20 protein-coding genes are annotated in these 25,028 nt (G+C 65.4%); 4 read left to right on the forward strand and 16 right to left on the reverse strand.

Annotation, left to right across the window (positions count from 1 at the left end; translation table 11 throughout):
- Positions 1–53: 53 nt before the first annotated feature.
- Positions 54–740 (forward strand): helix-turn-helix domain-containing protein, encoded by a 687-nt coding sequence (locus tag QYM46_RS16090; protein WP_432789768.1) that lies wholly within the window; start codon positions 54–56, stop codon positions 738–740.
- Positions 741–752: 12 nt separating this feature from the next.
- On the opposite strand, the gene QYM46_RS16095 is transcribed toward QYM46_RS16090, so the two are convergent.
- Positions 753–1,901, reverse strand: coding sequence for an FUSC family protein (locus tag QYM46_RS16095; protein ID WP_169253245.1), 1,149 nt, complete (start codon positions 1,899–1,901; stop codon positions 753–755).
- A gap of 85 nt (positions 1,902–1,986) precedes the next feature.
- On the opposite strand from QYM46_RS16095, the gene pepN reads away from it, so the two are divergent.
- Positions 1,987–5,127: an aminopeptidase N gene (gene pepN / locus QYM46_RS16100; RefSeq protein WP_432789769.1), complete on the forward strand. Its 3,141-nt coding sequence runs from the start codon at positions 1,987–1,989 to the stop codon at positions 5,125–5,127.
- A gap of 370 nt (positions 5,128–5,497) precedes the next feature.
- On the opposite strand, the gene QYM46_RS16105 is transcribed toward pepN, so the two are convergent.
- The 4 genes from QYM46_RS16105 to QYM46_RS16120 all read right to left on the reverse strand — a co-directional run bounded on the left by QYM46_RS16105 (position 5,498) and on the right by QYM46_RS16120 (position 11,607).
- On the reverse strand, positions 5,498–6,586 hold the full coding sequence (locus QYM46_RS16105; protein ID WP_432789770.1) for an NlpC/P60 family protein: 1,089 nt from the start codon (positions 6,584–6,586) through the stop codon (positions 5,498–5,500).
- A gap of 372 nt (positions 6,587–6,958) precedes the next feature.
- Positions 6,959–8,074: an LLM class flavin-dependent oxidoreductase gene (locus tag QYM46_RS16110; protein WP_432789771.1), complete on the reverse strand. Its 1,116-nt coding sequence runs from the start codon at positions 8,072–8,074 to the stop codon at positions 6,959–6,961.
- Positions 8,075–8,232: 158 nt separating this feature from the next.
- On the reverse strand, positions 8,233–10,539 hold the full coding sequence (locus tag QYM46_RS16115) for a DUF222 domain-containing protein (protein ID WP_432789772.1): 2,307 nt from the start codon (positions 10,537–10,539) through the stop codon (positions 8,233–8,235).
- Positions 10,540–10,947: 408 nt separating this feature from the next.
- Entirely contained in the window at positions 10,948–11,607 is a 660-nt protein-coding gene (locus QYM46_RS16120; protein ID WP_248278983.1) for a helix-turn-helix domain-containing protein, read from the reverse strand.
- 178 nt (positions 11,608–11,785) lie between these two features.
- Here QYM46_RS16120 and QYM46_RS16125 point away from each other — a divergent pair, with 178 nt between their 5' ends.
- Positions 11,786–12,871, forward strand: coding sequence for an NAD(P)/FAD-dependent oxidoreductase (locus QYM46_RS16125; protein WP_169253250.1), 1,086 nt, complete (start codon positions 11,786–11,788; stop codon positions 12,869–12,871).
- A gap of 126 nt (positions 12,872–12,997) precedes the next feature.
- Here QYM46_RS16125 and QYM46_RS16130 read toward each other — a convergent pair whose 3' ends face one another.
- A complete protein-coding gene (locus QYM46_RS16130; RefSeq protein WP_101554655.1) occupies positions 12,998–13,393 on the reverse strand; it encodes a universal stress protein in 396 nt (131 codons plus the stop codon).
- A gap of 96 nt (positions 13,394–13,489) precedes the next feature.
- Between QYM46_RS16130 and QYM46_RS16135 the strand changes: the two genes are divergently transcribed.
- A complete protein-coding gene (locus tag QYM46_RS16135; protein WP_432789773.1) occupies positions 13,490–13,666 on the forward strand; it encodes a hypothetical protein in 177 nt (58 codons plus the stop codon).
- A 2-nt stretch (positions 13,667–13,668) separates the two neighbouring features.
- Here the strand turns inward: QYM46_RS16135 and QYM46_RS16140 are convergent, their stop codons facing one another.
- From QYM46_RS16140 to QYM46_RS16185, 10 genes are all read right to left on the reverse strand, one after another.
- Positions 13,669–15,102: an APC family permease gene (locus QYM46_RS16140; protein WP_248278984.1), complete on the reverse strand. Its 1,434-nt coding sequence runs from the start codon at positions 15,100–15,102 to the stop codon at positions 13,669–13,671.
- A gap of 105 nt (positions 15,103–15,207) precedes the next feature.
- Entirely contained in the window at positions 15,208–15,909 is a 702-nt protein-coding gene (locus tag QYM46_RS16145) for a type 1 glutamine amidotransferase (RefSeq protein ID WP_432789774.1), read from the reverse strand.
- The gene (locus QYM46_RS16150) at positions 15,906–17,162 is read right to left on the reverse strand and encodes a dipeptidase (RefSeq protein WP_432789775.1); all 1,257 of its coding nucleotides are present in this window, start codon (positions 17,160–17,162) and stop codon (positions 15,906–15,908) included. The genes QYM46_RS16145 and QYM46_RS16150 overlap by 4 nt, the downstream gene beginning before the upstream one ends.
- A gap of 217 nt (positions 17,163–17,379) precedes the next feature.
- Positions 17,380–18,537 (reverse strand): DUF819 domain-containing protein, encoded by a 1,158-nt coding sequence (locus QYM46_RS16155; protein ID WP_432789776.1) that lies wholly within the window; start codon positions 18,535–18,537, stop codon positions 17,380–17,382.
- Positions 18,538–18,787: 250 nt separating this feature from the next.
- Complete coding sequence (locus tag QYM46_RS16160) at positions 18,788–19,096, reverse strand: DUF3870 domain-containing protein (protein ID WP_035321156.1); 309 nt, start codon at positions 19,094–19,096, stop codon at positions 18,788–18,790.
- Positions 19,097–19,261: 165 nt separating this feature from the next.
- A complete protein-coding gene (locus QYM46_RS16165; RefSeq protein ID WP_432789777.1) occupies positions 19,262–20,062 on the reverse strand; it encodes a serine hydrolase in 801 nt (266 codons plus the stop codon).
- Positions 20,059–21,276, reverse strand: coding sequence for a S66 peptidase family protein (locus QYM46_RS16170; protein WP_432789778.1), 1,218 nt, complete (start codon positions 21,274–21,276; stop codon positions 20,059–20,061). The genes QYM46_RS16165 and QYM46_RS16170 overlap by 4 nt, the downstream gene beginning before the upstream one ends.
- Entirely contained in the window at positions 21,269–22,924 is a 1,656-nt protein-coding gene (locus QYM46_RS16175; RefSeq protein WP_432789779.1) for an ATP-binding cassette domain-containing protein, read from the reverse strand. Before QYM46_RS16175 ends, QYM46_RS16170 begins: the two co-directional genes overlap by 8 nt.
- On the reverse strand, positions 22,924–23,835 hold the full coding sequence (locus tag QYM46_RS16180; RefSeq protein WP_432789780.1) for an ABC transporter permease: 912 nt from the start codon (positions 23,833–23,835) through the stop codon (positions 22,924–22,926). Before QYM46_RS16180 ends, QYM46_RS16175 begins: the two co-directional genes overlap by 1 nt.
- A complete protein-coding gene (locus tag QYM46_RS16185; protein WP_432789781.1) occupies positions 23,835–25,007 on the reverse strand; it encodes an ABC transporter permease in 1,173 nt (390 codons plus the stop codon). The genes QYM46_RS16180 and QYM46_RS16185 overlap by 1 nt, the downstream gene beginning before the upstream one ends.
- Positions 25,008–25,028 lie beyond the last annotated feature (21 nt).

Consider the following 25,028-nt stretch of genomic DNA (forward strand, 5'->3'; position numbering starts at 1 on the left):
CACCCTCGGCAATCGTTCGTCAACCCGAACGACTTAACCGCTATAGTGAACTCATGACTTCTCGAAGCAACGATGATTCGCTGAATGACGCTCAGGACGGCTCCGACCCCGTCCCGCCCGCCGAGGCGGCCGTCGAGCACGCCGTCGGCTCCGCCGCTGACTCTGCCGCCGACGCCGCTGCGCCCGGCCCGTCGCTGTCACCGAGTCAGCAGATCGCTGCGGCCCTGAAGCGTGAACGGCTGCGGGCCGGGCTCTCCTTGTCCGAGGTCGCCCGGCGGGCCGGCGTCGGCAAGTCGACGATGTCCGGGCTCGAGACCGGAAGCGGGAATCCGAGTTTGGAGACGATGTGGGCTCTGGCCGCTGCGCTCGACATCCCTCTCGCCCGCCTGCTCGACCCTCCCCCGCACGAGGTCGCCTTCCAGCATGTCGGCGATATGCCCAGCCTGCCGTCGACGACCGCGAACTACGTGGCCACCCTGCTCTCACCGTCGCCGACGAATGCCCGACGGGACGTCTACTTCATCCAAGCCGAACCGGGCGAGCCCAGAGAATCTCAGCCGCATCCCCAGGGCACGATCGAACATGTCATCCTCGGCCGCGGGGCCGCACGCATCGAAGTGCTCGGCAAGTCCTATGACCTGGGCGTCGGCGACTATCTCACCCATCCGGGCGATCAGCCTCATCGCTTCACGGCTCTGGAACCGGGCACGAACGCCGTCTTCGTCGTCGAAAGCAGCTGACTGCCTCCACAGCTATTCGGCGGCCGGGCCGTCGTCGTCATCGGCGTTCTCGGCCAGCGGCGGAAGCCGCGACTGGGCTTCGGCACGTGTGAGTCCCGCGGCCTGCAGCAGGTCGACGGCGACCGTGCGCAGGAGCAGAACCATCGACTCGTCGTGGATGTCCCAATCGGACTTCGCCCGCGGATCCAGAGCTCCCGCTGCCTCGGACAGGGCCGCCTCGGCGAGGGATCGATCGGTCCCACGACGCAAGGCGATCTCGAGCTTCTTCGCACCGTCGGCCAAGGATCCGACGTAATCGGCGATGACGGGCTTGCCGACGCCGAGCTCGGTGACGCCGACGACACGACGGGCGATGACCCGCATGGTCCGCATGGCTCGGTCGGAGAAGGTGTGGGCGCGGGACAGTCGGGTCACCTCGGCGGCATGGCGTCGGGCCCGCGCATTGATCTTCGCGGCCTCGCGGGAGATCCGCAGGGATGAGCCCCAGGAGTCGATGATGTCCTGGGTTTCGCGAGCACGCTCGAGGGCCCGCCCGGCCATGGTCACATCGGCTTCGCGCAGGGCGCGTTTCATCATCCGGAGGACGGCGTCGATCTCCTCGAGCATGTCTGCGGCCAAACGCCGCGGAACCTTTCGGGCGTCGCGCGGGATCAGCAGGGCCAGCAGTATCGCGCAGACGGATCCGGTCAGCGCGTCGAGAGTGCGCGGGAACGGCAGGGTGGTGGCGCTGGCGGGGACAACGACGACATAGACGGATTGGACGGCGATCTGAGTGATGAAGATGCCGCCGGAGTTGAGGATCGTGCCGATGACCAGGCCGATGATCAGAGTCAGGGCGAGCTGCCAGATGCCGGAGCCGTAGAGGTTGACGAGGATCTCGCCGACGAGCACCCCGAACGTCGCCCCGAAGCCGATCTCGAGGGCGCGGCGCAGACGACGGTCGACGACGGGGCCGATGCCGACGGCCGAGGCGACCGCGGCAAGGAACGGATACGGGTGGCCGAGCACATAGACGCAGAAGGAGTAGGCGGCGGTCGCGGCGATGGGGATCTGGATCAGCTGACCGGAATTCACCCACACCCGCTTGAGTCCCAAGCGCAGGCGGTGGGCGACGACGTTGAACCCCCGCCGAGGCAGTTCGCTGACCCGAGTCTCCGCCATCAGTCCCCTCTGCCGCTTGCTGGTCCTGTACTCAGAATACCGGAAATGTGGCATGCTAAAGTCTGTCCGCCGAGGAGGCTATTGAATGACAACGAATCTCACCCGAAGCGAAGCGCAGAGTCGAACACAGCTGCTCGAGGTCGATTCCTACTCAGTCCATATCGACGTCAGCAACGCTGAAACCGACGCCGACACCTATCTTTCTCGCACTGTCGTCGACTTCACCGCCCGCTTCGTCGATTCGATATTCATCGACCTGATCGCCGACTCCGTGACGTCCGTGCTGATCAATGGTGAGAGCCTCTCCCCCGCCGAGGTGTTCGACGGCGCCCGGGTCACGTTCCCCGTCCGCGCCGGCCGCAATTCCCTGACGATCGAAGCGCAGGCACGCTATTCCACCTCGGGCGAGGGGCTGCACCGGTTCACCGATCCTGCCGACGGCAAGACCTACCTCTATACGCAGTACGAGCCCACCGACGCCAGACGCGTGTTCGCGAACTTCGACCAGCCCGACCTCAAGGCGGAGTTCATCTTCACGGTCACGGCTCCCGCGCATTTTCAGGTCCTGTCGAACCGGGCCGAAGCGAGGACGGAACCGGCCGAGGCAGCGGCGGGGGCCGCCTCGGCGGTCACCCATCACTTCGAACCGACGCTCAAGCAGTCGAGCTATATCACCTGCATCACCGCGGGCCCATACGAAGGGGCGACGGATGAGTGGACGGACCCGCGCACCGGACAGACCGTGCAGCTGGGCGCATGGACGCGGGCGAGCCTCGTCGATCACCTCGACGCGGACGATATCTTCGGCATCACGAAGGCCGGGCTCGATTTCTTCACCTCCGAATTCGACTACCCCTACCCGTGGGGCAAGTACGATCAGATCTTCGTTCCCGAGTACAACCTCGGCGCGATGGAGAACCCCGGTCTGGTCACGTTCACGGACAATCTGATCTTCCGCGACAAGGTCACGGACGCGAACTACGAATCACGTGCCAATGTCATCCTGCACGAGATGGCGCACATGTGGTTCGGCGATCTCGTCACGATGAAGTGGTGGGATGATCTGTGGCTCAAGGAGTCGTTCGCCGATTTCATGGGTGGGCTCGCGCTGGCCGAGGCGACCCGGTTCACCGACGGCTGGGTGACCTTCGCGCTGCGGCGCAAGGCGTGGGCGTACACACAGGATCTGTATCCGACGACGCACCCGATCGTCGCCGACATCCCCGACGTCGAGGCCGCGAAGCTCAATTTCGACGGCATCACCTATGCCAAGGGCGCATCCGTGCTCAAGCAGCTCGTCGCGTTCGTCGGCCGGGAGGCGTTCTTCGCCGGGTCGCGGCTGTACTTCAAACGGTTCGAGTACGGCAACACCGAGCTCGCGGATTTCCTCGAATGCCTCGCCGAAGCGGCTCCCGACAGGGACATCGCGAACTGGGCGGCCGCGTGGTTGGGGACGTCCGGAGTCTCGGAGCTGTCCCTGCAGCTGACCACCTCGGATGGTGCAGCTGGGACTTCGTCCGGGTCGGCTGCGGGATCGGCCGGGTCGGCGGCGGGAGCGGCCGGGGCGGCGGCGGGAGCGGCCGGGGCGGCTGGATTCGCCGGGTCGGAAGCGGGAGCGGCCGGGTCGGCTGGATTCGCCAGCGGCGGAGCACAGACGGATTCCGTTGCCGCCTCGCGGGGCGCTGGAGGCGGGAGACTCGTGGCTTCGAGCTCGGGAGCTCGACTGCGCAGTCCGGATGCGGTCGACGACAGCGTCGACGGTGCGACCGGAGCCGCTCATGCGGCCGGGTCCGGGGGCAGCGGCAGTGTTCAGCCGCCTCGGCGACGGTCCGGGTCGGAGAATGTCACGGGTGCCACGATCACTCAGGCCGATTCGGCCGAGGGCGCGGCTCTGCTGCGGCCGCACACGATCGAGATCGCCACGCTCGGGCGGTCGGGGCGGGCGATCGTTCCCCTCGATTCCTTCCGTTTCGAGTTCTCGACCGAGTCGGCCGACGTCGAGCAGCTGATCGGCCGCAGTGCCGGCGTGATCACTCTGCTCAACTACAACGATCTGGACTATGCGCGGGTGCGCCTGGATCCGGAATCGATGGAGGCGGCGGTCACTTCGGCGTCGCGGATCACGGGCCCGCTGTCGCGGGCGCTGGTGTGGTCGGCGTTGGACAATGCGGTCCGCGATGGGCTCATGCCGGTCCAGAAGTATCTCACCGCCTATGCCCGAAGCTTGGGCAAGGAGAGCCACGCAGGGATCATGGCGGGGCTCAGTCAGACCGCTCTGACCTGCATCGATCAGTGGGTGGCGGACCGGAACTTCGATGCCGCGATCATGGGGCTGCTGGGAGCGGCGTTGGATGCATTGGCTGCGGCGAAGGCCGGGTCGGATGCGCAGCTGCATCTGGCCAATCTGGTGTTGGCGCTGACCTCGCGGACGGCGCGATGCGCCGCTGGCAGTTCCGCGGTGGCCATGGGGCGTGGATTCGCCAGTCAGATCCTTGCGGTGCCCGTCGGCGAGGAGGTCGACCGGATGTATGCCGGAGCCCCCGGGCAGGCCGGGCGAGTCGATTCTGCAGATCAGGCCGGCACAGTGGATCAGACCGGCGCGGCGGATCAGGCTGGCTCGGCAGATCAGTCGGTCGAAGCGTCCGGCGGTGCCCGCGCAGGTCGAGGTGCCGAGCATTCGACGGCGACGCTGCCGTTCCGCGGCCTCATCAATGACCATGCGCTGCGGTGGAACGCGCTGACGGCGCTCGTGTGCCTCGGGTGGGCCGATCAGACGGATATCGCTCGGGAGAATCATTCGGATCCCAGCTCTTCGGGCCGACTTCACGCCGAGACAGCCAGTGCGGCCCTGCCTCTGCCGATCGTCAAGATCCGGGCGTGGGAGGCGATCTGCGAGGCGGGCGCGCTGAGCAATGATGTGCTGTCGGCGATCATCTCCGGATTCATCGCGCCGAGCGCGATGCCGCTCATCGAGGAGTATGTCGATGAGTACTTCGATGGTCTGCTCGGGTTCTGGATGGACAATTCGATCGAGATCGCCCGTCGCCTGGTGCTCGGCCTCTACCCCCGCTGGTCCGTCAACGAGGAGGCCGTGGTCGAGAAGACCGACGCGTGGTTGGCGGCCAACGTCGATGCGCCCGCGGCCCTGCGCCGCCTGGTCATCGAACGACGGGATGATCTGGCCCGTGCCATCTTCCTGAAATCGACTCAGAGTTCACGTCACTGACCGGAGGGTTCCTCGGCGAGGTGTCCTGGGGGAATCAGCTCCGCAGCCGCCTCGGCGAGGGGCTTGAGCGAATCAGCTCCGCAGCCGCCTCGGCGAGGGGACCTTGGGCGAATCCGCTCAGCAGTTGCTTCGGCGGACGAGTACCGGTGAAACCGGGCCGACGGTCGTCCCGGTCGACTCTGTTCGATACCGGCTTCGGCGAGCGCCGCTCCCCTGGCGGGGCTCCCCCGGCTAGGACTCACTTGAAATCGCTGATGGCCGGCACCCTTCCTGGGGCACCGGCCATCAGAGTGTCGGCTCGCAGCTGTATCCGGGTGAACAGGCTGGTCGTCGCTCCGGCTCCGTCCGGGCCGCTCCGGCTCCGTCCGGGTCAGAGGATCCGGCGGGCTCCGGAGAATTCGTTTCCGGAATCCCACTTCTTCCAGTCGGTGACGTAGACGTCCTTCGACGCGTTCGGCGAGTGGATCATCTTGCCGTCGCCGACGTACATGCCGACGTGGTGGACCGTTCCCGAACTGGTCGAGAAGAACAGCAGGTCACCGGGTTTGAGGTTCGACGAGGAGACTGCCTTGCCGGCTTTCGCCTGTTCGCCGGAGTCGCGGGGCAGGTCGATGCCGTGGGCTTTGTAGATGGAGTAGGTGAATCCGGAGCAGTCGAATCCGTAAGCGGAGACTCCGGCCCACAGGTAGCGCAGGCCGTCGAACTGCTTCGCGGTCTTCACAAGGTCTTTGCCGCTGGGCTTCTCGGGTTTGCCGCCGACATCGTAGACATCGACATCGTCGATATCGATCCAGGCGGCTCCGCCTCCGGGGAGTGCGAGGCGGACATCATCGACGTCCTGGGCGATGAGGGGCAGGTCGACGTTGAAGCTGACGTCGGCACCGGTGTCCTTGGTGAATTCGATGCCTTCGAGTTCGCTCTTGGGCTTCGTGACCACGGCGCGGGGCTGGTCCTCGCGGAGCTTTCCGAAGCGGTCGTTTTCGACCAGCTGCTTCTTGGGCAGCCAGCCCGGGTAGCCCTTCTTGTCCTTCGGGGTCTTCTGGTCGGTCACGGCGACCTTGGCCCAGCTGCCCTTGATATCGAGGACGGAGACTTCCGAACCGTAGGTCGCCTGGGTCTCGGTTTTGCCAGTCAGTCCGCGGCGCACATCGGTGGATTCGAGATTCTTGTTCCACTTCTTGAGGTCGACGGGGTGCTGGAGCGCAGGCTTATCCACCTTGCGCGGGGCCTTCGGGTCGGTCCACAGCGTCGCTACCGTGACATCGACGTAGGCGGTCTCACCCTTCTCGATCTTGCCGTCGGTGATTCGTTCGAGCTCTTGGCCGGGTACGACACCAGCGGAGATGCCGGACGTATTAGCGGCGTCGGTCGAGGACAGATTGCTCGACAGTGCGGGAGCACCGGCGCCGAAAACCAGTCCGACCCCAAGTGCTGCCGAAACAGCAATTTTGGTACGCATTATTTCTCTTTCGGTCTGCGGGCAACAGGCCCGCGTGGGGGAAGTCTCCGAAGGTGCGCAAGCGCATTCGGCGTACTGTCTTCGCTTCTGATTCGGCCTCTCCGTCAGGAGCGGCCTCGCCGGAAACGAGGTTCTGCACGGTGTCGATTCTACCGGCTGTCACACGACTGTCGGTATTCATGACACCGTGACAGGATAACGCGGACTGGTCATGGATTGAAGTCCACTTGCTCGAATCGATGCTCAGCTGAGACTTCGACCCGGTGCCGCTGGCTGATATCGGCCCCGACCGATATCGGCCAGCGGCACCGGAGACAGTCCACAGTCAGGTGTCACATATCGGTGCCTGCACCAGCTCTCCTGCACCAGCTCTCACTTATCGGTACCTGCAACAGCGACGCCGGAAGCTGTGGTGGAACCGAGGACTTCTGCGGCGAGCAATTCGATCGTCTGGATCCGTCCCGGGTCTTCGCGTACGTCTTCGCCTTCCATGGCGCCGGCGATCGGCTGGATCATGATCTCGTCGACGTCGAACCGCTCTGCGAGCTCCTCGAGCTGCGCGGACACGGATTCCGTGTCGCCGATGATCCAGTTGCCGGAGAGCTCTTCGCCGACCATGCGCTCCTGGTCGGTCATCACGGATCGCACGTCGTCGCCGGCCAGGTGCAGTTTCTCCATCGGTCCGCCGGTGCGCAGTCGAGCCATCTGCAGCATGAAGGGTTCCGAGCGCAGCTGCGCTTCTTCCTCGGTTCGTGCTGCGACGACGTTGGCCGTGACGAAGGTCTGCGGCGTGTCACCATAGGCGCCCGGAGTGAAATTGTCGCGGTAGATCTTCATTCCGGTGGTGGCACCGGATGCGAAGTGGTTGGCGAAGACATAGGGCATGCCGAGCTCAGCTGCCAGCCGCGCAGAGTAGCCGGACGATCCGAGTAGCCACGGCAGCGGCTGCGTTCCCGGCACTGCCGCGGGGGTCGCCTTGAGCACGTGTTCGCGCCCGCCGTGGAGCGGAACTCGCATCCCTTCGGGCTGCATGAGGCTGCGCGTGTCGATCACGTGTTGGGGGAACTGTTCGACGGGATCGATTGCTCGCCCTTCGCCGTCGACCATCCGTCCCTCGCCGAGGTGGCCTCGCATTGCCGCCGAGGTGATCGGGTCCGTCCCCGGTGCGCGCCCGATTCCCAGATCGATGCGGTCGCCGTAGACCGCCGACAGGAGGGCGAAGAGTTCGGCGACGGCCAGCGGAGCGTGGTTGGGAAGCATGACCCCACCGGAACCGAGGCGGATCTGCTGAGTTCCTTGGCCGAGGTACATGAGTTCGGGCCCAGGCATCGTCGATGCGATCGACGGCATGTTGTGGTGCTCGGCCACCCAATAGCGAGTGAATCCGAGCTTGTCAGCCGTGTCGATGATCTGCTTCGAGGCGGCGAAGGAGTCTGCTGTCGTCTGTCCTGTGCGGACGGGGATGAGGTCGAGGATCGAAAGCTTCATACCGAGGCAACAGTGCGTGCGAGCGGAACATTCCGATCCCGACCGACCTGGCGATCGACCGAAGAGGGTCCATCCGGCGGTCAGCCGAAGAGGGTCCATCCGGCGGTCAGCCGAAGTGAGCCGGTCTGGCGATCAACCGGAGGTGGCCGGCCTGACGGTCAGCCGAAGAGAGTCTCTCCGATTTCCCGCGCGATGAACCGTGCGTGCAGCACCGGTTCCTGTGCTGGGTCGATGGTCGCCGGTGGCACCCACGCGGGCCGACCGTCGATGAGCATTCTGCAGTCCCACTCGGTGTAATCAAGCAGGTGGTGGTGCGCGGAACAGGCCAAGGTGAGGTTGTTGACGTCGGTCTTTCCGTTTTCGGCCCACGGGACGATATGGTGCGCTTCGCACCAGCCGGGAGGAGTGTCGCACCCGGGGAATGTGCACCCCTGGTCGCGACTGGCGAGGATCGCCAGCTGCTTCTCGGTGGCCAAGCGTCGTTCTGTCGCCAGTGCCATCGATTTCGCTTTCTCGCCCATGAGGTGGAAGAAGACCGAACCATTCAGCCCTTCCAGAACCGCGGCGTCGATCGGGAACGGCGCTTCTACCCCGGTCACGGCTTTGCCGGTCTGGTTCGCCACATCTTCAGCCTTGGCCGTGACGACCAATGCGTAGGCCGCTCCGGCCTTGATGCGATTCATCTCGATGCTGCCGATGACGCTGGAGAAGCGCTCGTAGATGCGACGGCGCACACTCGGCTGTTCAGCGGCCATGGCCACCAGAGTGCCGTCCTGTTTCACACCGGCTCCCTGCGGGATCTCTCCATTCTCGCCGACCTGCGGAGGAGCGAAGTCGAGGGAGGGGTCGAGACAGTCCGAGCGGTCGCCGCGTAGGACTTCCGAGAAGGTGTCAACGATTTCTCGGTCACGGTCGGCCCCGCTGGCTGCCGTATCGTCGCAGCCCTCTTCACCTGACGGTGAGTCAGTCTTGATGCGTGAGGTCAGCAGTCCGTTGAGGATCCCCCCGGTCTCCTCGTCGAGTCGACCTTTGAGGGTCCACGTTCCGTCCTTCGCCTGGCGCAGGTTGACAGCGAAGCTGTCCCGATCCGCCGCTTCCTTCGGTTCCTGGCCGTCGGGATCGATCCAGCCCAGAATCTCTTCGAAGAGTGCATGGATATCGCAGACACGAACAGCCTGAGCCTTTTCGACAAGAAGGCTTTCGGCCTGGATCTTGTCGTCTTCGGATACGTTCACCGGCAGGTTCTTCAAGCATTTGGAGATCGTCGACGCCTGGTTTGCCGAGAGCACTCCTTCACGAAGGGCCGCTGCGAGAATCGGAAACTGCGCTTCGATCGATTCCCCGCTGATGCTGGTCCGCTTTCCCAGGCACTCGGCGAGCTGAGTGCGGCGTTGAGCCTCGTGTGCGGACAGGTTCAGGCGATGTTGGACCAGCGCCTTCGTCGTCTTCGCGCCGTAGTCACGGGGCGTGCCGACACGTTCGAACACGGAGAGCGTCACGATCGACAGGGATTCTGTCAGACGGTTCAAGGTCTCAAGACCGTCGAGAAGAGTCACCGCGTCATCCGGCCCCATGGGGCGGGTGAAGTCGTGGAGCCCGTCGAGCAGGCCCTGCAGAGCGCAGATGCTTTCTGTGACTTCTGGGGCTGCGTGCTTCAGGTCTGACCAGCGAAATTCGTCGAGTAGGGGATGCGCGTCAGCTTCGGAGTCATAGTGTTCGGCGAGGGCCTTGTGTCGCTCCGTGCGTTCCGCCTCAGCGATACGTTCAGCTTCTTCTTGCGCTCGCTTCTTCGCCTCGTACCGTTCAACGCGGGCGTTCCACTCCGCTCTTTCCCGCGCGAGCTCCTCGTCCTCTGCGCGAGCCTGCGGGTTCTTCCGCAGGAATTCCTCACGCTCCGCAGCTTTCTGTGCCTCGCGTTCTTCGCGCTTAACCTTCATCCACGCGCTTTGGCGTGCTTCGATCTCTTTGATGCATGCCTGAACTTCTGCCTCGGTCTCCGGCATCGTCGTCCGACTCGTCCAGAGCCCCTGACCGGCGCGGATATCGCCGCCCGGGAGAGGCGAATCATCTGCATCGCCCTCAACAGCGGCCGGTTGGCTGCCGCCTTCGACGGCTGCGACCCCTTCGACAGCCTCGACTCCTTCGACGGCTGCGACGCCTTCGACAGCCGCGACTCTTTCGACGGCCGTGCTCACTTCGGCGCCTGCCTCGCCGTCGACCAGGTTGTCCGCGATCGCGTCGAATCTGTCGGCGAGAGGGTGACCGGTCAGATCGAATCCGGCCTCAGCGAGCAGCTCCCGGTAGGTCGACCTGGAGGAGTCGCCGTCGGCAGAACAGACAGAAGAGCCAGCTGCAGTTGGAGGGAGGCCACTGGGCGGTGAACCTTGAGGGGGTGGTGCCTGCGAAGCCTTTCCTGCCTCGCGTTCGCTGTGCTCGTCGTACCTTCGGTCGGGGATGAGAGCCATATTCTCTGTGTCCGTTCATCATCGTTGATGTTTTCGGCTTGCCCCTATTCTAATTCGTCAATAGAACAGAGTCCATAGTTTTGTACGATTTCTTCGAGATATTTTTCTCGAGATCCTATTTTGTACGATTTATGGTGGTCCAATGAAGATAGAAACCGATGCGCGGTGGTTGACCATGATCGCCGGCGACGGTCAGACGAGAGGTTTCTCGTAAACCGTCGACGAAGTGGACCAAGACTACTTCTCGCCACTGACGCGAGCGCGCAGAGCCAACGCCCCGCTGCAGTCAAGCGCGCAGGACCAGCGCCTCACCACAGTCACGCAGGAACTCGCATCCCGCCGCACTCGAGCGCGCACAACCACCGGCCCACCACACCTACGAGCGCCCGCTCCGGCTCGCAGCTCCAGTCAGCTCTTCATGTGAACCCGCTGCCCCTCCGGGCCGAAGAGACTGAGATATTCGACGCCATCGTCGTCGGCTCCCCCGAACCAGTGCGGAGTCCGAGTATCGAATTCGGCGGCCTCACCTGCGCTGAGGATCATCGTCCGATCACCGAGGATGAGAGTGAGCCGACCGCGGATCACATACACCCATTCGAATCCCGGGTGGGTTTTCAGCGCACCGAGCTTCGGCGTCTGCCGCCCGTCGACGATGTGTTTGAAGGCCTGCACACCGATCGCTCCGCGACTGAGCGGCAGGATGGTCTGGTCATGGAACTTCCGCGGCGAGATGTGTATGCGCGGATCCCCGATCGGCGGGGTTCCCACAAGCTCATCGAGCGGGAGGCCGTAGACCCCAGCCAGCGGCAGCAGCAGCTCCAAGCTCGGCTTGCGCTTCCCGGATTCCAGCCGCGACAGCGTACTCGTCGACATTCCGGCCAGCTCGGCCACCTCATCGAGGGTGCGGTTCTGCTCCTGCCGCAGACTCCGCAGCCGGGCACCGACGCCGGCCAACGACTGCCTGATGGCTTCCTGCGCCTCGACCGGGGCGGCCCCGTCAGCAAGCATCCCCGACATTCGATCCGTCGAATGGGCAGCGCTCTCCGCCGACTCCCTTGATTCTCCCATGCCCTCAGCATGACAGAATTTGCTGTTTCTGCAAATGTATTTGCGGATTCACACGCACAAGGAGCACACTCGAATCATCGCCGAGGATCCCACCGGTCCGGCACCGGCTCGCCACAAAAGCACCATCCACGTTCCGACCGCACATCCGCACATCCACTCATCCGCACACAGGAGAATCATGACTGCCCCATCCACACCCGAGTACTCACGACCTTCCGCATCAGAAGGTTCACGTCCCTCCTCTTCAGAAGGTTCACGACCTTCCCCGTCCGAGACACTCGCATCATCCGCCGAATCCGCGCAGAACTCCTTCGATGTCGCCGTCATCGGCGGTGGCGCAGGAGGCCTCGCCGCATCCATCGCCTTGGCCCGTTCGCTGCGATCCGTCGTCGTCATCGACGCCGGCCAACTGCGCAATTCCTCGAGCCCGCACGCACACAACGTCCTCGGTCACGAAGGCATCAGACCCCAGGATCTCGTGGCGAAAGGCCGCGCCGAGGCCGCGGAATACGGCGTCGCTTTCATCGATGCGACTGTGCAGAACGCGCGCACGATCGATTCCGACCCCAACTCCGCCGAGGCGGCTCCGCGACATCGATTCGAACTGACCACCTCGGCGGGGGTCGATGTCAGGGCCCGCCGCATCATCATCGCGACCGGTCTGAGTGACGAACTTCCGGACGTCCCGGGCCTGGCCGAGGGGTGGGGCGATACCGTCCTGCACTGCCCCTACTGCCACGGCTATGAAGTGCGCGGGCAGCGCATCGGGGTCATCGGCACGACGGCCATGTCGTACCACCAGGCGATGCTGTTCTCCCAGCTCAGCGACCGGGTCAGCTTCATCCGCCACGCCGCTCCGGCTCCCGATTCCGAGCAGGCGGCAATGCTCGAGACGCTCGGCATCGAGTACATCGATTCCACCGTCACCGAGGTGGCCCGCACCGACTCCGACACCGTCGTTTCGCTGACGGCTGACGAATCCGCGGACGGCGCGAACGCTCGCACCTTCGATGCGCTGGCCGTCGGTGCATATGCGCGGGCGAACGCCGAACTGTTCGCCCAGCTCGGCGGCGAGGTCGTTGCCCACCCGAGCGGGATGGGCACCTATATCCCCACGCAGATGGCCGGACAGACCGACGTGCCCGGCGTCTGGGCGGTCGGCAACAGCGCCGACGTGTCAGCGATGGTCGTGGCCAGCACCGCCAGCGGCGTGCTTGCCGGCGCGCATGTCAACGCCGACCTCATCATGGAGCGGCTCGGCTGAGCCGCGTACGCAAGAGCCGCTGCCGCTGCCGCTGAGCCACGTACGCAGCGGCCGCTGCCGCTGAGGCACGTACGCAACGGCCACTGCCGCTGAGTGAAGCACGCAGCGGCCGTTGCCGTCGAGCCCTCAGTGCGCGGCTTTGACGCACAGCACCGGAGCTGTTGCGTCGAGGATGACCTTCTGGATAGTCGACCCGAGCAGGAACTTCCCGACCGGGGTGCGCTTCCGGGTTCCGAGCACGATCAGCTCGGCCCCCACCTCGGTGGCGGTGTCGAGGATCTGCTCGGCCGGGTCGTATTCGCTGCCCGACGTCAGCACGCGAAACTCGACGTCCGCCCGGGTCAGGTAGTCGTTGACCGACCTGAGTTCCCCCTCGCCGAGGCGGTAGGAGTCGTTGCGCTGCGCCGATCGTGACGCGTTGACGACGACGAGCTCCTTCCCGTCCTTCTTCGCCTGCGCGATGCCGGCATCGAGAGCAGCGTGTCCGGCGGGATTGTTGACATAACCGACGAGTACTGTCATTTTTCACCTTCATTGGATTGAGCTGTACAGATCCGAGTGCGCAGGTCGGGAACCCGCCGTTCAAGCATATCGAGCGATACGGACATGGTTCGGTGGGTGATCCCGAGCGCACCGGAGCTGCGGTGCACGTCCGCCCGAGACGGCATGGCCGCCTCGGCGAGAGAACGCACTGACGCGGCGAAGAACCGCACCGTTCCGGGGAAGAACGGCACCGTTCCCGGGAAGGGCGGCACCGTTCCGGGGAGGGACGGCACCGCCTCGGCGAGGGGATGAGCTCACGTCAGCTCTTCGGGATTGCGGAATCGGGTGCTCGTGCCCTTCGTCGATCGGTTCCAGAACCAGGTCACGGCCCACAGGACGACACCGATGCCGACGAGCGCCGCGGCGATCTGATACTGGATGAGCTCATCGAGGCGGGCCCACGGACCGACGAGGAACACGCAGGTGATGACACCGATCCACGGCAGAACCGTCGGTGCTTTGAAGTGTTCGGCATTGCCGGACTTGTCCTTGCGCAGGATGAGCACCGCAACGTTGACGACGGCGAACACGGCCAACAGCAGCAGCGAGGTGGTGCCGCCCAGGGAGGCGGTCACCGTCTCGGGCAGGATCGAGGTCACGAAGAAGATGAGCGCGAAGGCGATCAGCGTCGTGAAGATGATCGACACCCACGGCGACCGGCGGCCGGCCAGGACCTTCGCGAACACGGGAGGGAGCACGTTCTGCTTGGCCATACCGTAGAGCAGACGGCTGGCCATGAGCATATTGATCAGCGCCGAGTTCGCGACGGCGAACATCGTCATGAACGGGAAGATCGTATCGATCGGCAGGCCGGGAGCGCCTTCGCGGACGACCTCCAGAAGCGGTGTCTCGCTCTCGGTGAGCACGCCGATCGGCACTGCCGCGACGGTGACGAGGGAGACGAGGACGTAGATGATGCCGGTGATAGTCAGGCCCGAGAGCATGATCTTCGGGAAGATCCGCGGATCCTTCGTCTCCTCGACCATGTTCACCGAATCCTCGAAGCCGACCATGGAGAAGAAGGCGAGCGCAGTGGCGCCGGTGACCGCGAGGAAGACGCTCTTGTCGCCCTCGGTCTCGAAGATCATCACGCGTGAGAAGTCGGCATCGCCCGCGCCGAGAGCGAAGAACCCGACGACGATGACCAGCAGCAGACCGCTCAGTTCGATGAGAGTGAGGACGACGTTGAACCAGACGCTCTCCCCGACTCCGCGGAGGTTGATCAGCGCGATGAGGGTGAGGAACGCCAGAGCGATCCACATCACCCCTGTGCCGGAGACGTCCCAGCCGAATCCGGCCACGAGGTTCGCGGCGAAGACGTTCGACGCCGTCGACGCCGAGGTGATTCCGGAGCTGAGCACAGCGAAGGCGACGAGGAACGTCACGAAGTGGACCCCGAACGCCTTGTGCGTGTACAGCGCGGCACCCGCGGCCTGCGGGTACTTCGTCACGAGCTCCATATAGGAGAACGCGGTGATCAGCGCGATGAGGAAGGCGAGGATCACCGGCGCCCAACCGGCACCGCCGACCTGCCCTGCGACCTTGCCGGTCAGGGCATAGACGCCGGTTCCGAGGATGTCACCGACGATGAACAGAAGCAGCAGCTTCGGCCCCATGACCCGCTTGAGGGTCTCGGGCTGGTGGCCGTCACCGGGGTCGATCGTCGTCGTGGGTTCTTTGTCGCTCACGATTCCTCCGTGTCCAATGCGGCAGCCGTGCCGCATACCTGGCAGCCCTGACTGTGGTCAGAGCCTCGCCCAGTATGCCTCAGACACGAGCTTCACACACAGGCATCAGTTCCGAACCACCGTGAGAAACGCCGAGAACAGTGCCTGCGAATCCCGTTCGCTCTCAGGCCCGAGCTCCTTCGCTTCTTCCAACAGGGTATCTTTATCGAACCCCAAAGTCTGCAGTTTCTCCGCATCCCAGCGCTCGATGTTCACCCGCGTCGACTCCGGATGGAACTGCGTTCCCCACGCCTGACCGACTCGGAACGCCTGGAATTCACACGCTGCGCTCGTGGCCAGCAGGGTCGCCTCCTCGGGGAGGGCGACGATGCGGTCGACGTGGCTTTCGACGAACGACGTCCGTGGCCGGATCGCGGAGAACACCGGGTCCGCGGCCGCCTCGGCGGTGGTGTCGATCTGCGTGTACCCTTTCTCCGGCGCACCGGTCTGCGCGCGCACATCACCCCCGATGACATGGGCGATGAGCTGCCCGCCGAGGCAGATCCCGAACTGCGGCAGATCCAGCTCCAGCGCACGGCGGACGAGTGCGGCCTCATCGGCCAACCACGGCGCACGGTCCGTCTCATCGGGCATGTACCCGCCGCCGAGCATGATGAGCCCGTCATAGGCATCGAGCTCGGCAGGCCCGGGCAGCGGTGAGACCCCGCCGATGCGCAGATCGAACTCGACGTTCTCGCTGATCATCCACCGTGTCAGCAGCCCCGGCTGGGAATCGATGTCATTGACGATGACGAGCAGCCGCGTCATGATTCCGCACCCGCAGAGGCGGCCGGGCCGTTGCCTGCGGGAGCAGCGTGGTGTGCATGACCGGTGTTGCCGACGCCGTCATCCCCCGCCGAGGCGGTCGGGCCGTTTGCCGCGGACGGTGCGTCGTCTGCGGAGCCGAGGAATGCCGTGTACGCGTCCTCGTGTGCGTCGAGGACGCGCATCGCATTGTCGAAGCCGATCTTGCGCAGGTCGCTCTGCGACCATCCGCGCGAAGCGAGCTCGCCGAACAGGGTCGGGTACTGGCCGGCGTCCCCGAGTCCGGTCGGCAGCTCATCGACTCCGCAGATGTCGCCGCCGAGTCCGATGTGGTCGATGCCGATCCGCTCGCGCACGTAATCGCAGTGGTCGGCGACCTGGGCGACGGTCACCTCGGGGGCGGTCCCCTGTTCTCCGGCGTCGACCCACTCGCGGCGGGCGTTCGAGACGAACGAGGGCACGAAGGTCATCATCGCCACTCCCCCGTTGCCCGGCACGCGGTCGAGGACGTCGTCGGGGATATTGCGCGGGTGCGGGTTGAGACCGAACGCGCAGGAGTGGGTGAAGAGCACCGGCAGCGTGCTCTGGTCGAGCGATTGGTGCATGACGGTGGGCGCGACGTGGGAGAGGTCGAGCATCATCCCGATCCGGTTCATCTCCGCGACGACCTCGCGACCGAAGGCGCTCAAACCCCCGTGGACCGGTTCGTCCGTGGCCGAGTCCGCCCAGGAATGAGTGGTCGACCAGGTCAGTGTCATGTAGCGGGCCCCTGCGCGAGCGTAGGACCGCAGCACGGCCAGGGACTCGTCGATCTGCTGACCGCCTTCGACGCCCATCAGCGAGGCGACCTTGCCGGCAGCGCGGGCGGCGCGGACATCGGCGGAAGTACGCGCGAAGGCGAGTCGTTCGGGGTAGGCGGTGACGACGCGCTGGACCGCGTCGATCTGCTCCCATGTGGCCTTGACGGCATCAGGACCGGTGATCGAGGAATGAACGTAGACGGACCAGTACTGCGCGGCCACGTGTCCGGCCGCCAGCTGATCCATCGTAGTGAACGGAGAGACGGCCGGATCGTTGAGCCCCTCGACGCTGTAGTCGCGTTCCTCACGCAGGTACCAGGCGAGGTCATTGTGGCCGTCGAAGACGTCGACGGCAGGGGCGGATGCTGCGGCTGCTGCCGATTCGGCGTTGGCTGCCGATTCGGTGGTGGGTGCGGATTCGGTGCTAGATGCGGATTCGGTGTTGGGTGCGGTCATGGTCGGGTCCTTCCGGTCGGGCGGATTGGGTCGGTGCGGGGGTGGACGGATGCAGGCCGCCGGAGCGGGCGGATGCGAGCTACCGCGGCGGGCATGTGCAAACTGTCAGGGCCGTCGAGACGGTCGGACCGGACACGGCATACACGGTGCGCGCCCGGAGCGGCACGCCCACGGTGGGGAGGTCGGCCGCCTCGGCGAGGTGGGTTCGATCCGTTCATCATGCCAGCCCGGACAGGATCTGCGCCGACCACAGGCCGAGGAACGTGCCCAGGAACGTGCCCATGAGCGCGAACAGCACGCCGACGGGGACGAGCTGTCGGTTGAATGCGCCCGCGACGACCGGTGCCGAGGCGATTCCGCCGATGTTCGCGGTGCTGGCCACGGCGATGCTGAAGAGCTCGGTGCGGGTGAGCTTCGCGTAGATGAGCATGATGACGATGTGGACGACCAGGACGATGATTCCCGCCACCAGGTAGAGCGGCGCTTCGGCCAGGGAGGTGAAGTCCGAGCCGGAGGCGATGATGCCGATGATGAGGTAGAGCAGGATCGTCGCGAGTTCGTTGGATCCGGCGGTCCTGCCGAAGCGAGTCGATCCGATGGCCAGGCCGAGGACGCTGACGATGAGGATCGTCCACGCTGTGCCGTCGATGACCGCTCCGACCTCGGGCAGCAGTCCGCCGAGGCGGATCGCCAGGGCCGAGGCCAGAAGTGCGAATCCGATGAGTCCGAAGATCGATGGCAGCGTCATCGGCTTCTCGTCCTCAGCGGCGATCGTGTCAGTGAAGTCGAGCTTCGACATATCGGCCTTCGTCCACGTGTCGAACCTGTCGGAGACGGTGACGGAGGAGAAGACGAGCAGCAGCCAGAAGGAGTAGAGCACCGTGTCGACGATGAGGACGTAGCCGAACACGTTCTCGGGCGCTTGGAGGACCTCCTGCACCGCGACCATGTTCGCCGAACCTCCCGTCCAGGAGGCGTTGAGGGCGCCGAGGGCCTTCCACGCCTCGGGGTCGAGGCTGGAGTGCAGGATGAGGTAGCTGATGATGAAGCCTGCGATGATGCTCGCCGCGGTCACGGCGAAGGTGAGCAGCAGCTTCGGTCCGAGCTTGATGATCTGCCGGACATCGCATTTGAACAGCATGAGCAGGATCATCGCGGGCAGCATCACCTCGCGCAGAGTGTCACCGACGGCGGTGATGTCCCCGCCGTCATGGTCGAAGACGCCGAAGGTGTTGAGCAGCGCCGCCACGATATAGAGGATGACGAAGCCGGGCACATACTTGAAGAGCTTGAAGCGTCCGCTCCGGTCCGCGACGACGAGCGCTGCGGAGATCGCCAGAAGCAGGCTGATGAATAGAAAACCGTCCGTGATCACTTACGACACTTCCTCATTGAATAAGTCCATCCCGGGCGCGGTAGAGCCGACGGTGGCGGCGCCGCTGGTGGCGCTGCTGGTGGCGCCGCTGGTGGCGCCGCAATCGGCGCGGGTGGCAGCAGCACTGGATGAGCCGGTGGCAGGGCCACGGGCAGCACCGAGGATGCCCTCCGGGATGGAGCAATGTGCAGTTGTCGATCGGATCCGGTCCGGTGAGGGCCCGGGCAATCGGGGTGGTCGGACGTGCTGCCTAGGCGGCGACCTCGCGATACTTCTTCGCGGCGTTGTTCACAGCTGTGATCAGCGCCTTCTGCGAGGATCCGTGGTAGCGGCGCTGGATGCGCTCGATCAGTCGACCGGGGTCCGTGATGTCGGCATCGACGAACAGGCTCCGAATGAAGTTCCGGGTCAGAGCCAACGTCGCCGTGCAGTCCACATCGAGGATTCGGTGGGTGTCCGGTGCGATCTCGAACGCCACGTAGAACAGCCCGAACTGGCTGGTGATCGGGTTGTTCGACGGAGCCTTCGCTTCGCCTGTGAGGTAGATCGTGTCGGACATCGCCCACCAGACTACCCCACGGCTCTCCACGCCGAGACCGGTCCGAAAGCAGTCGGGGCGCTCTCAGAGCGGCCGAGAGTCGCCCGGCAGGCGACGACTGCTGCCGGGGGCATTCGTCAGGCGAAAGGCGAGCTCCCATCGGCGGCAGTCGAATTCAGTGGACGCTCAGAGGAATCGGTGGATCGCGTCGCCGGCTTCACGCATGACCGGCATGACGTCGACGACGCGGTCGGTGCCCGGCTCCCAGTTCGCGAACACCGCGTAGGCGACGCGACGCGTCCGCGTCATCACGATCCCGGCATCGGCCCTGATCGTCCCGTTCGTGCCGGTCTTGTTCCACACCCACACATCCCGCTGGTAGTTGTAGTGAGCGAGCGGGTCGAGATCGAACGCCGAGGCGACCATCGAGGTGTCCGCGCCCGCTCCCAACCAGCGCCGGAAGATCTCGTTCGTCGACTTGTCCCAGAACTCGTCCTTGGCGTGCCGGGCCATGAAATCACTGAGCTCCGCGGCCGTGCCCGTCGACAGGGTCCGCGGCGCCTTGGCCGGACGCGGCCAGCGCAGAAAGTCGTGCAGACCCGAGTTCCGGTACCCGAGGTCGACCACCTGATCTGCGACATTCGCCAGTCCGACCCGGCGGATGAGCACATTCGTGGCGAAGTTGTCGCTGAACGCGCCGATGAGCAGAGCCACGTCGAAGATGCTCAGCTCGTCCTGCTCCATGAGGTACCAGACCCCGGACTCGTCGACCCTCTCCGACGGTCGTCGATGCAGTCGCTCCTCGAGGTCAAGGGTCCCGTCCACCGACATCTGCAGGGCAGTGTGGAGCAGGAAGACCTTGCCCATGCTGGCGGTGTCGAGTTCGTCGTTCTCGTTGTGGGCGAACACCCGTTCCCCGCTGTCGACGTCGAAGGCCAGAGCGCTGAAGCGCACTCCGGGCAGTCCATCGAATCTCAGTTCGCTCATGATCGAGTCTCTCCTTCTGCTGTCGTCTTCGCCGGCGCATCCACCCACAGCCGCGGCCCCTCCCCGGGCTCGGCCTCGAGGGTGACATCGACGCCGAGCGGGGCACTCGGGGCATCGGGATCGTGCCCGAACCCCATCTCCGACACGATCGGTACCCCCAGCCCGCCGAGGTAGTCGATCATCAGCGCCTCCACCTCGTGGACGTCCGCGCAGTCCTGCCACGACCCGAGCACCACCGCATCTGCCGAGGCGAACCACCCGCCGCGGACCAGCTGCACCATGAGATTGTCGAGCCGGTACAGCTCCTCGTCGACGTCTTCGAGCATGAGGATGCTCGGGCCCCGACGCTCGCGTCGTTCTCGCACGTCGCTGAGCTCGGGACTGCCCATCCCAGCGGCGATGAGACTGAGGTTTCCCCCGCCGAGGCGCCCCTTCGCCGCACCCGGCACCAACGTCTGAGCCCGGCTGAGCGGGCGTGCCGCGTCTTCCACAGCGGTGTCCGGCAGAAAGTTGGTCGCTTTCGGAGACTTTTCGGCGTCTGAAATGTCCGATGGTGACCTATTTTCGTCCGCAGAGGCGTCAGCGGCAGCCCCCGCCGAGATATCAGCGGGGAAGCCGAGTTCGCGGCCGCCCCACGGTTGGAACAGCCACGAGGCGACCTCGTCCGGGACGACCGTCGAGTTCTTGAACGGGTCGTTGCCGACCATCGGGCAGAACAGAGTCGCCACCCCGAGGTGGTGCTCCCATGACTGGTGAAGGGCGGTGATGTCCGAGGACCCGGTGAGCAGTTTGGGGCGTCCGTCCCGGCGCAGCATATGCCTGCGCATGAGGTCGAAGTCGATGCCGTCGAGCAGCCGCATGGCCCCGAAGCCTCCGCGCAGCGCGATCACCGCATCCGTGTCCGGATCGCACCAGGCATCGACGAGGTCGGAGCGACGCTCGGCGTCGGTGCCGGCCAGGTACGTCACCCGCGGGTGCCGGCCGCGGACGTTGCCACCGGGCACGACGGTGAGACCCCAGGATTCGAGCTGAGCGATGGCGCGCTGCAGTGATTCCTCGTCGGTGGGTCCCGACGGCGCGATCAGTCGGACGGTGTCTCCGGCGGCCAGGGGCGCGGTGCGAAGATAGGGGCTCGGTGCGGGGCGTCCCACGCGGTCTTCCGCCGGCGCAGCACCGCCTGCACCGACGGCTCCGGCCGAATCCTGCCTACTCATTCCTCACCAGACTCTGACTTCCCAGTCGGGGAACCGCTGCGAGCAGTTCCTGCGTGTATTCGTGCTGCGGATCGGACAGCACCTTCTCGACCTCACCGTATTCGACGATCTCCCCTCGTTTCATCACGGCCACCGTGTCCGCGATGTTCCAGGCCAGTCCGAGATCATGGGTGATGATGAGCGCGCTCATGCCGAGGTTCTTCTTCAGCGCGAGGAACAGCGACAGGATCTCCCCGCGCACGGACGCATCCAACGACGCCACGGGCTCATCGGCGATGAGCACCTGCGGGTCGAGAGCCAGGGCACCGGCGATGACGACGCGCTGCCGCTGTCCGCCGGAGAGCTCCTGCGGAATCGATTCGAGATAGTCCTCGGCCGGGGTGAGTTCGGCGGCTGCAAGGGCACCGACAACCCGCTCGTACTCACGGTCTTTGATCCCCTGCACCTTCAGGCCTTCGACCACGGCTTCATACACGCTGCGTTTGGGATTGAGCGATCCGGCCGGGTCCTGCAGAATCATCTGCACCTGCCGCCGGAAGGCCCGCAGCTCCTTCGCCTTCCGCGGCAGCGGCTTGCCGGCGAAGAACAGCTGCGAACCTGCCTCCACCTCCTGCAGCCCGAGCAGCGACCGGGCCAGAGTCGTCTTCCCCGAACCGGACTGGCCGACGACGGCGAGGATCTCCGCCTTCTTCAGCTGCAGATCCACCCCGCGCACCGCACGTTCGCGGCCCCGCCGGGTGTCGAAGGAGACGCTGAGGTCCTTCGCCTCGAGCACCACCTCATCCGTCATGGTGAACGGTTCGGCCCGGGCCACCTCGGCGGGCCTCCGCGTCCGGGGATTCAACCGGGATTCGGGGTCCCCGATCTGCGGAAACGCACCGGCGAGCTGCTGCGTGTAATCCTCCTGCGGGGACAGGCAGACGTCGTCGCTGGGTCCGTATTCGACGAGGCGGCCGTGGCGCATGATCGCAAGATCCGCACAGACGGCTGAGAGCACGGCGAGGTCGTGGCTGATCATCAGCAGGGAGATCCCGCGTTCGGCGACGAGGCGGGCCAGGCCGGTCAGGATCTGCTTCTGCACGATGACGTCCAGGGCCGTCGTCGGCTCGTCGGCGATGATGATATCCGGCTCGCAGGCGAGCGCCATGGCGATCATGATCCGCTGCTTCTGCCCGCCGGAGAGCTCGTGCGGGTATGCACTCGACTTCGCTGCTTCGAGATTGACCTCGGCGAGGAGTTCGAACATCCGATCCCGGCGCTTCTGCGGAGTCGTCCACGTGTCCTTCGAGTGGTGTTCGAGGGCTTCGATGATCTGACTCCCGACCTCGCGGACGGGGTTGAGCGAGTGCAGGGCGCCTTGGAAGACGATCGAGGCCTGTGCCCACCGGACCGCGCGGATCTGGCCGAAGCTCAGCTCTCGGATGTCCTGCCCGCCGAGGAGGACCCGCCCGTCGAGGCGCGCCGACTTCGGCAGCAGCCGCAGGGCCGACATGATCAACGTCGATTTCCCCGACCCGGACTCCCCGGCGATGCCCAGTGTGGCTCCGGAGGGCAGGTCGAGGCTGACGTCCTGCACGGCGACGACGTCCCCGCGGTCCGAGGAGGACCGGTAGGTGATCGAGACGTTCTCGAACTGCAGATCGGTCATCAGCGGCTCCTCAGGGCGGGGTTGATGATGGCCTCGAATGCGCGCCCGACCATCGTGAACGCGAGCACGACGAGCAGGATCGCCACACCCGGGGTGAGCACGTACCACCAGTAGCCGGAGGTCGCTGCGGACACGTCCATCGAGTTCTTCAGGATCGTGCCCCACGATTCCTTGGACGTATCGCCGAGGCCGAGGAACGACAGCGTCGACTCGGCGATGATCGCCCCACCGACGGTCAGGGTCGTGTTCGCAAGCACGAGCGGCATCACCGCCGGCAGCAGGTGCCGGAACAGAATATGGGAATGACCGGCACCGAGGATGCGCGCCCTTTCGATGTAGAGCCGGGATTCGACGCTGAGGGTCTGCGACCGCACGATCCGTGCCGTCGACGCCCATGAGGTCAGTCCGATGGCGACGACGATCGTGAAGACTCCGCGTTCCAGCACGGACGACAGGACGATCGCCAACAGCAGGGAGGGCAGGACGATGAAGAAGTCGACGATGCGCATGATGATGCCGCCGAACAGTCCCGAGAAGTGACCGGCGGCCAGGCCCATGATGGTGCCGATGAGCATCGACATCACGGTCGCGGCGACACCGACGAGGATCGACACTCGCGCTCCCCAGAGGATGCGCACCCACATCTCCCGACCCAGGTCGTCGGTGCCCAGGGGATGGTCGAGGCTCGGCGGGGCGTAGCGGGGCACGTCGAGCTGCTTCGTGACGTCGAGCATCGAGGCCGGCGCGATGAGCGGAGCGGCGATCGCGATGACGATGAAGAAGAGGAGAACGACGGCGCCGATGAGAGCCGGGACATCGGAGCGGAAGAGCGCCCAGTTCTTCTTCGCATTGTTCAGCCGACGTTCGCGCACGAGCTTCGCGCCGTCGACGACGGGGGTGTTCGCACTCATCAGACCCTCCTGACGCGGGGATCGAGGAATCGGTAGACGATATCGGCGGCGAGATTCATGACGATGATGAGCGCCGAGAACACGACGAAGGTGCCCTGCAGCAGCGGCAGGTCAGGGCCGCGGATGGCTTCGAAGGTGAGTTTGCCCAGCCCCGGCCATGAGAACACGGCTTCGACGGTGACCGCACCGGCGATGAGCCCGCCGATGTGGAGGAAGACGACGGTGACGGTCGGCAGCAGAGCATTGGGCACGGCGTGACGGCGACGGACCTCATCCTCGGTGAGGCCTTTTGCGCGGGCCGTCGTGAGGTAGTCCTCGCTCATCTCCTCGAGCAGGGAGGCGCGCATGATCATGAGGAACTGCGCATAGACGACGGCGACGAGCGAGACGACCGGCAGGATCAGGTGCGTGATGACGTCGATGATCCCGGCCGGCGACCAGGGGTCGAGCCCCGGGGTGATCATGCCGCCGGTGGGCAGCCACTGCAGGGTGCCGCCGAAGATCATGAGCAGGATGAGGCCGAGCCAGAACGTCGGCACGGACCAGAAGATCAGCGAGGTCGAGGACGCGAGTTTGTCGAACAGGGAATTGCGCCGCCAGGCCGAGAGCTGCCCGAGCCACAGGCCCAGGGCGATGGCGATGACGGCCGCGGTGCCCGTGAGCAGCAGGGTCGGGCCGAGGTAGTCGCCGATGAGGGAGGACACGGATTTCCGGTACACGTAGGACTCGCCCAGGTCTCCGGTGACGATGCCGACGAGGTAGTCCCAGAACTGGACGATGACGGGTTTGTCGAGTCCGTACTGGCTGCGGAGCTCGGCGATCTGCGCCGGCGACATCGGCCGTTCCTTCGCGATCTTGAGCACGGGGTCGCCGGGCAGCATGCGGAAGGCGAAGAAGCCGAGCACGATGACCAGGATCATCGAGGTCGCGGCCCCGCCGAGCTTGCGCAGGAAGTAGCGGGCGAACGATCCGCCGGCCGGAGGTTCGTCCATGTCGACGTCGGCAGGGTTCGGGTCGGCGGGGTGCACGTCGGCAGGGTTCGGGTCGGCGGTGTCGGCAGTTCCCTGCGCCGAGGCGGGGCCGGGGTTGGTGGGGTCGGTGCCCGGGGTCGCCGTGTCCGTTCCCCGGTCAGGGCGATCCCCGGAATGGGGATCGTGGGTGGGTGTGCTCACTGTGGTGCTCCAGGTGATGAG

The organism is Brevibacterium sp. K11IcPPYGO002 (genome assembly GCF_050920635.1).
Lineage (GTDB): Bacteria > Actinomycetota > Actinomycetes > Actinomycetales > Brevibacteriaceae > Brevibacterium.